The sequence below is a fragment of the Camelimonas lactis genome (assembly GCF_004342915.1).
Classification (GTDB): domain Bacteria; phylum Pseudomonadota; class Alphaproteobacteria; order Rhizobiales; family Beijerinckiaceae; genus Camelimonas; species Camelimonas lactis.
The window spans coordinates 55,983-68,780 of the sequence record NZ_SLWL01000017.1 but is presented as its reverse complement, the minus strand read 5'-3'; the positions used below and the strand labels follow the sequence as shown (position 1 = coordinate 68,780).

Sequence of the window (12,798 nt, the reverse complement as noted above, 5' to 3'; positions counted from 1 at the left end):
CCCACGATGCCGTGGAAATGCTGCCCATGATCGCGTGGAACGCGCGCCCATCATCCGGTGGAATCAGTGCCCACCATCCCGTGGAACACGCAGCCACCTTTGTGGCGAGCCGCCATGGCCTCCCGGCCGTCGGCTGGTGCCTGACCATCACCGCGCTGGTCTCCGCCGCCGCCTTTGCTGTCGCGGCGCGGCAAAGTCCGGTCTGCGACGCCCTGGCGCCGGCGGAAACCTGATGCGGCGACGGTCAGGCGCCAGCCGCCACAGCGGCGTCAGGCGGCCGGACGGGCCGGACGGGACCTCCGCCGCAAGGCGCGTCAAACCCGGAATATGAAACGCCTTTCTCTCCATACGACGCAAGACATCTCCGGCGCCTGGAGAGAGACGCTATGTGACCAGCGGGACCCTGATGCAGCGAAAGCAGTATTGCCGGCGGGACGCCGGCGATTTACGCAGCGTCACAATGGGTTCCCGCCAGAACAGACGCCAGTGCGCGCCAGCCGCTCCTCCCGGGTGGCTGGCGCGCCTGTCGCGGTTCTGAACCGCGCGGCGATCGCGCCGGGCCCGCCAGACAACAGCATGCCGGAGCCCGCAGCGTGTCCAGTTCAACAGTCGCCCCGCCCGCCAATTCACCGGCGCGGGTTCTCGCCGCCAGCCTGATTGGCACGACAATCGAATTCTTCGATTTCTATGTCTACGCCACCGCCGCGGTGCTGATCTTCCCCAGGCTGTTCTTCCCGGCCAGCGATCCCACCAGCGCCCTGCTGCAATCCTTCGCCACCTTCGCCATCGCCTTTTTCGCCCGCCCCATTGGCGCGGCGATCTTCGGCCACTTCGGCGACCGCATCGGTCGCAAGGCCACCCTGGTGGCGGCGCTGATGACCATGGGCATTTCCACGGTGCTGATCGGCCTTTTGCCTGGCTACGAAACCATCGGTGTGGCGGCGCCGCTGCTGCTGGCCCTTTGCCGGTTGGGTCAGGGGCTCGGCCTTGGCGGCGAATGGGGCGGCGCCGTGCTGCTCGCCACCGAGAACGCCCCGCCCGGCAAGCAGGCCTGGTATGGCATGTTCCCGCAGCTGGGCGCGCCCATCGGCTTCATTCTCGCCAATGGCTCGTTTCTGGCGCTCGACCACATGATGACCAACGAGCAGTTCCTGAACTGGGGCTGGCGACTGCCGTTCATCATCAGCGCCGCGCTGGTGCTCGTTGGCCTCTATGTGCGGCTGAAGGTGACGGAGACGCCGGCCTTCCGCAAAGCCGTGCAGCATAATGAGCGGGTGCGCGCGCCCATGCTCGCCGTGCTGCGCGAATACCCCGGCGCCCTGGTGCTCGGCTCGATCGGCTCCATGGCCACCTTCGTGCTGTTCTACCTGATGACCGTGTTCTGCCTGAGCTGGGGCACCGCCCGCCTCGGCATTCCGCGCGATACATTCCTGCCCCTGCAGATGCTGGCGGTGGTGTTCTTCGGCCTCGGCATTCCGGTGTCGGCCGTCCTGGCCGACCGTCTCGGCCGGCTGTGGGTATTGATCGGCGTCAGCCTGGCCATCGCCGTTTTCGGCTTCTTCACCGGGCCGATGTTCGGCTCCGGCAACATCTGGCTGGTCGGCCTGTACCTAATCATCGGCCTGACCCTGATGGGCTTCACCTATGGCCCGCTGGGAACGGCGCTGGCCGAACTGTTCCCCACCTCGGTGCGCTACACCGGCTCGTCGCTGACCTTCAACATCGGCGGCATCCTCGGCGCCTCGCTGGCGCCTTACATCGCCACCTCGCTGGCCACCACCCACGGCCTCGGCGCCGTGGGCTGGTACCTGACCATCGCCGCCCTGCTGACCGCCGCGGCCCTGGGGCTGGCCGCCCGGCGCATCGCCAGCCACAGCGTGGCGATCAGTCCGGCGGAGTAAGCGGCGGCGCGGACGGCTGGCGTAAGGCGCTTGCCCCGCGCCGCCCATACGCAAGCCATACATGGACAAAAGGGCGGCTCCGGCCGCCCTTTCCTGTTCCGGCGCAGCGCTTCTCCGAGGAAAAGGCGCGCGCCACGGCCAGACCACAACCGATGCGGCCCGCGCCCGGGGTCAGCCGGCTACCGCACCGCCACCGGGGTGAAGATCGCCTGCACCGAACCGGTGATGCGCGGCGGCGACAGGATCACCATGAACTCGCTCGCCTTGTCGGCGGCCAGATCCCTGGTGACGATATTTTCCAGGATGTAGGTGCCCTTGCGCGCCAGCAGCTCCTGATGGACCGGGAACAGATCCTTGGTTTCGCCCGGCAGCACCTCCAGCGCCGCCGTATCCGAACCGATGGCGATGACGCCCTTGCCGGTCAGATATTTGGCCCCGTCCATGCCAAGGCCCGGCTGCACGGCGATATATTTCTTGTTGTCCTTGCCGATCATGTCGGCCCAGCCGGTGTGCAGCAGCACCACGTCGCCCTGACGGATCTCGACGCCCTGCTTCTTCGCCGCCTCCTCGATTTCCTTGCTGTTGATCGGCGTGCCTTCCTTCAGCATGTCGACGCCTTTCAGCGCGGCGATATCGAGCAGCACGCCGCGCGCCACCACTGGCGGAAACTTTTCAAGCCCCAGCTTCTTCAGGCCCTTGATGTCGGCGAACTCGTGAATCTTGTGGCCGTTGTAATAAACGTGGTCGACGCCAAGATGGCCAAGACCGTCGATATGGGTTCCGGCGCCGTTCCAGCCAACGATCATGTCGTCGTTGTAAGTGGCCTTGTTGGGGCCGAAGGTTCCGGCGGGACCGGCCTGTGCCGGCTGCACCACCATGATCTCCATCTTGCGCGGCTCATAGGCCGGCAACGACAGGTTGGACTCCATGGCGAGGTTGTAAACCTTGCCGGTCTTGACCAGGTCGGCCGCCTTTTTCACCAGATCGGGCGTCTGGTAATTGGCGGCGCCCACCTCATCCTTTGGGCCCCACTTGGACTTCGTCCAGTCCTGTTCGCTTTTCCCGGCCGGCGCCGCGTCGTCCTTTGCCAGCAGCTGGCCGCCCGACGCCGCCGCCATGGCCAGCGCCAGCGCCGCCCCCAGACCTGCCCGCCGTGCGGTGGCCATGCGTTCCCTGGATACAGGCACAAATGTCATGAATTGTCCTCCCCGCAGACCTGTTTGCCCGCCCATCTCACCAGGCGGCCGTGGCTCTTCGAGATTGCCGTTGCATGGGCGGCGCTTTTCGCGCCTGTCCTGACGCCCCCGGCGCATGAAGTGTGCGGCGCCTGGCAAGCATTAATCAAGCTTCCCGCAGCCCACACTTTCGTGTCTGGCAAGGAAAAGCCGTCGCTTACGTCGACCGCGCCTGATTTTTCATGAACGATGGGCGGAAATTCTGGAGAGTCCGCAAAACACAACGGGCGCTCCAGCCTGGCCGGAGCGCCCGTTGATGGTCGTTCACTGTCGCGCCGGCGCCTGACGTCAGCGCGGAAAGTCGCCCCGGCTCAGTGGATGCCGTCGCCGCGCAGATAACCTTCCTTGCGGTTGTCCGGCATCAGCAGGCCAACCACCAGCACCAGCACGGCCATGGCGGTGACATACCAGCCGAACCAGGATTCATGGCCGGCGTTCTTCAGGGCCAGCGCCACGTATTCGGCGGTGCCGCCAAACACCGCATTGGCCACCGCATAGGGAAAGCCGACGCCGAGGGCCCGCACTTCCGGCGGAAACAGTTCGGCCTTCACCACGCCGCTGATCGACGTATAGAAACTGATCATCAGCATGCCGGCCAGCACCAGCGCGCCAGCGATGAAGGGGGTCGACGCGGTGGCGATCCGCGCCAGCAGCGGCACGGTGCAGACAATGCCCAGCACGCCAAAGATGATGATGAAGGTGCGGCGGCCGATCTGGTCCGACAGGGCGCCGAACGCCGGCTGCGCCAGCATGAAAATGAACAGCACCGCGGTCATCACCACGCTGGTGGCGGCGGCGGGCAGGCCCGTGGTGTTGATCAGATACTTCTGCATGTAGGTCGACCATGTGTAGAACATGAGCGACCCGCCGGCCGTCAGACCAAGCACCAGCAGGAATGCCTTCGGGTGTTGCGCCAGCAGGGCCCGCAGCGACCCGGCCTCCTTGCGCTGGGCGTGATCGTCCGACAGCGTCTCGGTCAGGGTGCGGCGCAGGAACAGGGCGATGAGGGCGGCGATGGCGCCGATGAAGAACGGAATGCGCCAGCCCCAGGCCCGCATGTGCTCGTCATCGATCGTCGCGTGAAGGATCAGCACGACCAGCGACGCCAGCAACTGGCCGCCGATCAGCGTCACATACTGGAAGGAACTGAAGAAGCCGCGCCGTCCGGCCTTGGCCACCTCGCTCATGTAGGTGGCGCTGGTGCCATATTCGCCGCCGACGGAGAGGCCCTGCACCATGCGGGCGAACAGCAGCAGCGCCGGGGCCAGAACGCCGATGCTCTGGTAGGTCGGCAGCAGACCGATCATCAGCGAACCGCCGCACATCATCAGCACGGCGATGATCATCGAGCGCTTGCGGCCGAAGCGGTCGGCGATCATGCCGAACAGCCAGCCGCCGATCGGCCGCATCAGGAAGCCGATGGCGAACACCGCCGCGGCGTTCATCAGCTCAACGGTGGGATTGCTCTTGGGAAAGAAGGCGTGCGCGAAATAAACCGCCGTGAACGCATAGGCGTAAAAATCGAACCATTCGACCAGATTGCCGGAAGACGCTGCGAAAATCGCGAAAATACGTTTTCCATCAGACATTTCGCTGATATCGGACCCGGTCGCCGGGGGCGTGGCGGCATGACTCATGAACAGCTCCTGCAATTCATCATCAACCCCCGCGCCCGGCATAGGGCCGATCAACGATAAATCAATAACAGGGCCAGGATTTTTCCGGCCCGCCGCCCCAATCCGGGGCAGTTTCTCCCCATATGTCCCAATCTGGTCACAACACGACCAGGCGGGCGCGGCCGGCGCCGCCGGCATCGGCGCTTTCGCCGCGCCAGGCGCGCAATTCCTCCGCGCCACGCGGGCCAGATGACGATGACAGGGCGCGGGGGCTCGCTGCTTACGTCAACCAGCGTTTGCGGCGGCGATAACTCTTGACGGCGCGGAAAGATTTGCGGTCACCCTCCGACACCCCCAGGTAAAACTCCTTTACGTCCGCGTTGGCGCGAAGCATCTCCGCGTCGCCGTCCATCACCACGCGCCCGGTTTCAAGGATGTAACCGTAAGTGGCGTACTTGAGGGCCATGTTGGTGTTCTGTTCGGCCAGCAGGAAAGATACGCCCTCGCTCGCGTTCAGTTCCTTCACGATTTCGAAGATTTCGCCAACGATCTGCGGCGCCAGCCCCATGGACGGCTCATCCAGCAACACCAGCGTCGGGCGCGACATCAGCGCCCGGCCAATGGCGCACATCTGCTGCTCGCCGCCGGAGGTATAGCCGGCCATGGATTTGCGCCGCTCACGCAGGCGCGGAAAATAGCCGTACACCTTCTCCAGGTCCTGGCGGATCGCCGCCGCGCCGTCGCGGCGGGTGAAGGCGCCGGTCAGCAAATTCTCCTCGATGGTGAGATGACCAAAGCAATGGCGCCCCTCCATCACCTGGATGCAACCGCGCCGCACCAGTTCGTTGGGGCTCATGCGATCGACGCGCTCGCCCTGGAACATGATGGAGCCGCGCGTCACCTCACCCCGCTCCGCCCGCAGCAGGTTGGAAATTGCCTTCAGCGTGGTGGTCTTGCCGGCGCCGTTGCCGCCAAGCAAAGCGACGACGCCGCCACGCGGCACCTCAAGCGAAACGCCCTTCAGCACCAGAATGACGTGGTCGTAAATGACCTCGATATTGTTGACGGCCAGGATGACGTCGCGGCCAGCCTCGCGGTTGACGTCCCCGGGCGGCGTCATGGCCGCGCTGCTGTCCATCGCCATTGGTTCTGCTCCCTGATGACACGCCCGGCCAGATCCGCGCCCCAATCCTGTCCCCATGCAGCCGGATCGCGGCGCGCGCCCGCTGGCGTTCCTGCGCCCGGCGCGCACCGCTTCGCACAACGAAAGCGCGTCCGTCAGGGACAACTTTGCCGCGGCATCAGCGCGGTTGTCCCTGACCACTGGAGCCAGCCTGCCGGCTCCAGTCACCCTCCAGCCATCTGGACGGCGCTTATTTGCTGTCGCAGGCTTCCGTGCGCTTCGGCCAGCCGGCGTTTTTCTCCACGTAGTCCTTCGCCGCGGCGGCCGCGACCGGGCCCACCTTGTCCTCCATCGGTTTGATGGGGCCGCCGATCTTCACGTATTTCTGGCCGTCCCACTCCTGCACGAAGGCGGCGCCATGGCCGTTATGGTCGGCGCAGCTCAGCTTCAGCGGATCGGTGAAGCCTTCCATGCCCAGCTCCTTCAGCCGCTCCGGCGTCAGGTTGATGGCCTCCAGACCCCGGCGCACGTCCTCGCCGGTCACCGCCTTCTTGCCGGTGAGCTTCTGGGCGTTGCGGATGCCTTCGGCGATCAGCATCGAATTGTAGACGCCGCGATTGTAGAGCACCTCGCCTTCCTTGCCCTTGGCGACCTTGCTCAGCCCCTTGTCGATCACGTGTTTCTGGATGTCCTTCAGCACCGGGAAATCCGTGCCGACGCCATGCCAGTTGAGTTCGCGAAATCCTTTGGCGCCGGGGCCAGCGGAGCGGGCGTCGTCCTCGGACGGCCACCAGATCGAGACGAAGCGGTCCATCGGATAGTTGATGCGCGCCGCTTCCTTGATGGCGGTGGGGTTGAGCGCGCCCCAGCCGTACATCACCATGTAGTCCGGTTTGTCGCGACGCACGCCAAGCCATTGCGATGACTGGTTCTGCATGTCGGTGGCGGCCACAGGATACAGCTTCAGCTCAAAGCCAAGGTCTTTGGCGAACTGCTCGAACATCGGGATCGGCTCCTTGCCAAAACCGGCGTCGAGGTAGATGTAGCCGATTTTCTTGCCTTTCAGCTTGTCCAGTCCCCCCAGTTCATCGGCGATATGCTTGATGATGACGGAGAGACCGTCCCAATAGGTGTTGGGCGGGTTGAAAATCCAGGGGAAGGTCTGGCCATCGGCCGATGCCGACAGGCCGTAGGCCATGGACAGCACCGGGATCCTGTCGACGGCGGCGCGCGGGATCAGCGGCAGGGTGATGCCGGTGGACCAGGGGTTCACCATCACCGGGTTGCGGCCCTTCACCGCCTCATAACACTCCAGCCCCTTCTTGGTGTCGTAGCCGGTTTCGCATTCCTCGATAACGATCTTCGCGCCGCCGATGCCGCCATCGCGCTGGTTCAGCATTTCCAGATAGTCGCGCATGCCGTTGGCGATCGGAATGCCGGAGCCGGAGAACGGCCCGGTGCGATAGGTGAACAGCGGCACGAAATTGGCGTCCTTGCCGTCCTGCGCCTGAACGGGCGCCAGTTGCCCGCCCAGAAGCATGGCGGCGCCCGAGGCTGCCGAAAGCAGAACCTTGCTCATGTAACCCATGGCTGTCGTCCTCCATGTGCGGCGCGGCGCCCTGCCGTTGCTGCTGGCGCTGGCCCGTTATGGTTTCGTCCGTTCGTGTCGCCCCGCGCCGGCCCGCCTCAATATGGAAACGGCCAGACGCGCAGCTTCTGCTTGATGGTCCGCCAGATGCTGGCGAGCCCGTGCGGCTCCACGATCAGGAAGCCGATGATCATGGCGCCGACGACCATGAAGGTGATGTGTTCGATGGTGGCGGCGCCGACGCTGAGCCCCAGCATGGGAAACAGCGATTTCAGCACGATCGGCAGGCCGTAGATCAGCGCCGCGCCGAAGAACGAGCCGATCAGACTGCCAAGGCCGCCAATGATCACCATGAACAGGATCAGGAACGACTGGCTGATGGAGAACACCTCCGGCTCGGCCGAACCGTACCAGAGGAACACCATCAGGGCGCCGGCGACGCCGCAATAGAAAGACGACACGGCGAATGCCAGCAGCTTGGTGGGCAACAGGCGGATGCCCATCAGCTCGGCGGCGATGTCCATGTCGCGCACCGCCATCCAGCTGCGCCCCACCCGCCCGTGCACCAGATTCGAGGCGATCCACGTCAGCAGCGCGACGATCGACAGCACCACCAGATAACGCAGCTCCGGCGTGGCGTGCGGCCCGGTGATCGGCATGCCGAACAGGGTGCGCACCGGCGCCTCGATCGCCCCCGAGACGTTGTTGTTGTACAGCCACGGAATGCGGATGAAGCACCATTGCAGGAAGAACTGCGCCGCCAGCGTCGCCACCGCCAGATAAAAGCCCTTGATGCGCAGCGACGGCAGGCCGAAAAGCACCCCGACCGCCGCCGAGAAGAAGCCCGACGCGAGGATCCAGACGATCAGGTTCACCTCGGGAAAGAAGGTGGTGAGCTTGTAGCAGGCGTAGGCGCCCACCCCCATGAAGCCGGCGGTGCCCAGCGAGAGCTGGCCGGTGTAACCGGTGAGCAGGTTCAGCCCCAGCGCCGCCAGCGCGAACACCAGCAGCGGGATCATCACGGCGCTGAGCAGGAAAGCGCTGCCGAACAGCGGCGTCGCGACGAAAGCAAGCAGCAGGATGACGGCAAGGCCAATGCGGTCCTGGCGGATCGGAAACACCGCCATATCCGCCTTGTAGCTGGTCTTGAACTGACCGGTTTCGCGGTAAAGCATGGCGCGGCCCCTCAGATCCGTTCGATGATTTTTTCGCCGAACAGCCCCTGGGGCCGGAACAGCAGGAACGCGAGGGCGATGAAATAGGCCAGCCAGGTCTCGATGCCGCCGCCCACCAGAGGCCCCCAGTAAAACTCACCCAGTTTCTCGCCGACGCCGATGATGAGCCCGCCGACGATCGCCCCCGGAACCGAGGTGAAGCCGCCCAGCACCAGCACCGGCAGCGCCTTCAGCGCCACGATCTCCAGCGCGAACGACACCTCCGAGCGGGCGCCCCACATGATGCCGGCGGCCAGGGCCACCACGCCGGCGGCGAACCAGACGATCACCCAGATCTGGTTGAGCGAAATGCCCACCGACAGCGCCGCCTTGTGGCTGTCCGCCACCGCGCGCAGGGCCCGGCCGATGCGGGTTTTCTGGAAGAACACCGCCAGGGCCGCCACCATGATGGAGGCGATGACCGCGGCCGCGATGTCGATCTTCTGGAACGACACCCGCCCGCCCAGCATCTCCACATCAATGACGCCGCGCGGCAGGCCGAGCTGCGCGGTGATCATCGCCTTGGGATTGCCGCCGAACACCAGTTCGCCGAAGCCAATGAGGAAATAGGTCAGCCCGAAGGTGGCCATGAACAGGATGATGTCCGGCTGGTTGACCAGCGGCCGCAACACCACCCGCTCCACCGCGACCGCCAGCAGGAACATCACCACCAGGGTCAGCGCCAGCGCCACATATGCCGGAACGCCCTTTTCATACAGGCCAACCAGGGTCAGCGCCGCGAACACCACCATGATGCCCTGGGCGAAGTTGAACACGCCGGAGGCCTTGAAGATCAGCACGAAGCCAAGCGCGATCAGGGCGTAGAGCACGCCGGAGACCAGCCCGTCCCACAGCGCCTGGACCAGCAGGTCCGGCGCCCCGGCCATCTGGACGAAGGGATCGATGAAGATGTTGTAGAGCATCGTCCCGTCTCCCGGAGCATTCTCTGAAAAGTGACCGCCACTTTAATGACAAACATGCGTCAGATCAAAGATATGAAGCGTTCCCGGCGGATCCCGCCGCAAACGCGCTAGTGCGCCACGCCGAGATAGGCGTCGATGACGGCCTGGGAAGCCTTCACCTCGTCCGGCGCGCCGTCGGCGATCTTGCGGCCGTACTCCAGCACCACCACCCGGTCGGAAAGATCCATCACCACGCCCATGTCGTGCTCGATCAGGGCGATGGTGACGCCGAAGGCGTTGTTGACGTCGAGGATGAAGCGGCACATGTCCTCCTTCTCCTCCAGGTTCATGCCCGCCATCGGCTCGTCGAGCAGCAGCAGGTCCGGCTCCATGGCCAGCGCCCGGCCCAGCTCCACCCGCTTCTGCAGGCCGTAGGGCAGCTTGCCGACCGGCGTCTTGCGCACCGCCTCGATTTCCAGAAAATCGATGATCTCCTCAACGACGCGGCGGTGGCGGATTTCCTCGTCCAGCGCCGGGCCATGGCGCCACAGCTGCCAGAAGAAGCCGCGCTTCATGTGCAGGGTGCGGCCGGCCATGATGTTGTCGAGCGTGCTCATGCCCTTGAACAGGGCGACGTTCTGGAAGGTGCGCGAAATGCCCTGGGCCGCCGCATGGGAGGGGCGCATGCGCCGCCGCGTCTGGCCGCGGAAGCTGATGCGGCCCTCCTGCGGATGATAGAAACCGTTGATGACATTGAGCATTGAGGTTTTGCCGGCGCCGTTGGGGCCGATGATCGCCCGCACCTCGCCCTTGCGGATATCAAAGGAAACGTCGCTGATCGCCCTGACGCCGCCAAAGCGCAGGGAAACGTTCTCCACGGTGAGCAGCGGCTCGCCCTTCGCCACGCTGTCGTCCCTGCGGCTGAAAAGCCCTGGGCCGCCGATGATCTGGTTACTCATGGCCGCCCCCCATTCGCCCGCACCTGATCCGCCCGCGCCTGGTGCTGCCCGCCGTCCAGCTCATGAACCCGCAGCCGCGCCGACAACTGGCCCTTGCGGCCGTCCTCGAAGGTGACTTCCGTCGTGATGTCCGCCTCGGCGGAGCCGTCGTAGAGCGCCCGCACCAGCGGCGCGTAGCGCTCGGCGATGAAACCGCGCCGCACCTTCTGGGTGCGCGTCAGTTCGCCGTCGTCCGGGTCCAGCTCCTTGTGCAGGATGATGAAACGGCGCACCTGCGAGGGCGCCATCGCCTCTTCCTGCGCCAGCGCGGCGTTGGCGGCGACGATGTCCTGGCGCAGCAGCTCGGCCACCAGGGGGTGGGCGGCGAGTTCCTGATAGGAGGCGTAGACCACGTTGTTGCGCTCGGCCCAGGCCGCCACCGCCGTCAGGTCGATGTTGACGAAGCAGGCCACGTCGGCGCGACCGTCGCCAAAGGCCACCACTTCCTTGATGTTCGGATAGAACTTCAGCCGGTTCTCGATGTACTTCGGCGCGAACAGCGCCCCGCCGGCCAGCCGGCCGACGTCTTTGGCCCGGTCGATGATCTTCAGGTCGCCGTCGCTGGTGAAGAAGCCGGCGTCGCCGGTTTTCACCCAGCCGTCCGGCGTCATCGCCTCGCGGGTCTTGTCGTCCTCGCGGAAATAACCGGTGAACATGCCTGGCGAGCGGAACTGCACCTCGCCGTCATCGGCGATGCGCAGATCGACGCCCGGCGCCGGCGGCCCCACCGTGTCGGGCCGCGCCCGCCCGTCCGGCTGGGCGGTGACGAACAGGAACGCCTCCGTCTGGCCGTATAGCTGCTTCAGATTGATTCCCAGCGACCGGTACCAGGAGAACAGCTCCGGGCCGATCGCCTCGCCCGCCGTGTAAGCCACGCGGATTTTCGAGAAACCCAGCGTGTTCTTCAGGGGACCATAGATGAGCGCCTCGCCCAGCGCATACGCCAGCCGCCCGGCGACGGGCGTGGGCCGGCCCTCGAGAATGGCCTCGCCATGACGGCGCGCCACGGCGATGCACCGCCGGTAGAGCCATTGCTTGAACCGGCCAGCGTCCTGCATGCGGATGGTGATGCGCGTCAGCAGGCTCTCCAGCACCCGCGGCGGCGCGAAATAATAGGTCGGGCCGATCTCGCGCAGATCCTCGGTCACCGTATCGGCCGATTCGGGACAGCAGACGCAGAAACCGGCGACCATGGCCTGGGCGAAGGTGAGGTAGTGGTCCCCCACCCACGCCAGCGGCAGATAGGCCAGCACCTCCTCCCGCTCGTCCAGCCGGTCGAACTGGCAGGTGCTGCGGGCGGCGGCGACGGCGCGCTCATGGCTGATCATCACGCCCTTGGAGCGGCCGGTGGTGCCGGAGGTGTAGAGAATCACCGACAGGTCGGCGCCGCGCCCGGCGGCGATCTCCGCGTCCAGCCACGCCTCGCCGCCAACACCTTGCGCCGCCAGCCGCTCCCGCCCCCGCGCCATCACCTGGTCGAGGTCATGCAACTGGCCATGGTCATAGTCGCGCAGGCCGCGCGGCTCGTCATAAATGATGCCCCGAAGCTCCGGCAACTGGTCGGCCACCGCCAGCAGTTTGTCGACCTGCTCCTGGTCCTGCACCACGGCGAAGCGGGCGCCTGCGTGGGCGCAGACAAAGGCCAGCTCATCCGCCACCGCATCGGCGTAGACCGGCGCCGGCGTGGCTCCGAGCGCATGCGCCGCCATCACCGCCCAGTACAGGCGCGGCCGGTTGAAGCCGATGATCGAGATGCTGTCGCCGCGCTTCACGCCGAGCGCCGCGAGGCCACTGGCCATGGCGCGCGTCTCGCGGCGGGTTTCCGCCCATGTCCAGGTCTGCCAGACGCCGCGATCCTTGTGCCGCCAGGCCGGGCGCGCGCCACGGTCCGCCGCGTGCAGGTCAAGCAGCCGGGCAAAGGTTTCGCCAGACGCGGCCGCCGCCGGCGCGGGGGCCTGAACGGCGCCTTGCGTGAAATTTTCAGCCTCTGGAATGGCTGCGGACACGCGATTTCCTCCAGCCAGATCGCGCCTTGCCGTCATTCGCAGAAGTTTGGCGACGCATTTTTATCCTGTCAGCACAGAGCCTTGCAGAAATACATGAGCGGCACAACACGTCAAAACGGCGACTTTCGCCATACTATTGTCGAATTGCCTCACATCGTCCGCCGTGCCGGGCGAGGTACTTGCCCCGACCGGCCCCGGCAAGTAATCGCTGACAA

The 12,798-nt window shown here is 65.6% G+C and carries 10 protein-coding genes; 2 read left to right on the top strand and 8 right to left on the bottom strand.

Annotated elements, in window-relative coordinates; all coding sequences use genetic code 11:
- A partial coding sequence (locus tag EV666_RS18310; protein WP_207906431.1) for a hypothetical protein occupies positions 1–233 on the top strand: 233 nt, incomplete at its 5' end.
- Between the two features lie 360 nt (positions 234–593).
- Positions 594–1,901: an MFS transporter gene (locus EV666_RS15680; protein ID WP_132010239.1), complete on the top strand. Its 1,308-nt coding sequence runs from the start codon at positions 594–596 to the stop codon at positions 1,899–1,901.
- A 179-nt stretch (positions 1,902–2,080) separates the two neighbouring features.
- On the opposite strand, the gene EV666_RS15675 is transcribed toward EV666_RS15680, so the two are convergent.
- From EV666_RS15675 to EV666_RS15640, 8 genes are all read right to left on the bottom strand, one after another.
- Entirely contained in the window at positions 2,081–3,067 is a 987-nt protein-coding gene (locus tag EV666_RS15675; protein WP_245514477.1) for a cyclase family protein, read from the bottom strand.
- A gap of 380 nt (positions 3,068–3,447) precedes the next feature.
- Positions 3,448–4,773 (bottom strand): MFS family transporter, encoded by a 1,326-nt coding sequence (locus EV666_RS15670; protein WP_132010237.1) that lies wholly within the window; start codon positions 4,771–4,773, stop codon positions 3,448–3,450.
- Positions 4,774–5,032: 259 nt separating this feature from the next.
- Positions 5,033–5,872 carry an ABC transporter ATP-binding protein gene (locus EV666_RS15665; RefSeq protein ID WP_207906435.1) on the bottom strand — a complete coding sequence of 280 codons (840 nt, stop codon included), beginning with the start codon at positions 5,870–5,872 and terminating at the stop codon, positions 5,033–5,035.
- A gap of 253 nt (positions 5,873–6,125) precedes the next feature.
- A complete protein-coding gene (locus EV666_RS15660) occupies positions 6,126–7,454 on the bottom strand; it encodes an ABC transporter substrate-binding protein (RefSeq protein WP_132010254.1) in 1,329 nt (442 codons plus the stop codon).
- 107 nt (positions 7,455–7,561) lie between these two features.
- Positions 7,562–8,638: a branched-chain amino acid ABC transporter permease gene (locus tag EV666_RS15655; RefSeq protein ID WP_132010233.1), complete on the bottom strand. Its 1,077-nt coding sequence runs from the start codon at positions 8,636–8,638 to the stop codon at positions 7,562–7,564.
- A gap of 11 nt (positions 8,639–8,649) precedes the next feature.
- Complete coding sequence (locus EV666_RS15650; protein ID WP_132010231.1) at positions 8,650–9,600, bottom strand: branched-chain amino acid ABC transporter permease; 951 nt, start codon at positions 9,598–9,600, stop codon at positions 8,650–8,652.
- 107 nt (positions 9,601–9,707) lie between these two features.
- Positions 9,708–10,538 (bottom strand): ABC transporter ATP-binding protein, encoded by an 831-nt coding sequence (locus tag EV666_RS15645; protein WP_132010229.1) that lies wholly within the window; start codon positions 10,536–10,538, stop codon positions 9,708–9,710.
- Positions 10,535–12,583: an AMP-dependent synthetase/ligase gene (locus EV666_RS15640; protein ID WP_376884626.1), complete on the bottom strand. Its 2,049-nt coding sequence runs from the start codon at positions 12,581–12,583 to the stop codon at positions 10,535–10,537. The genes EV666_RS15645 and EV666_RS15640 overlap by 4 nt, the downstream gene beginning before the upstream one ends.
- Positions 12,584–12,798: the final 215 nt, after the last annotated feature.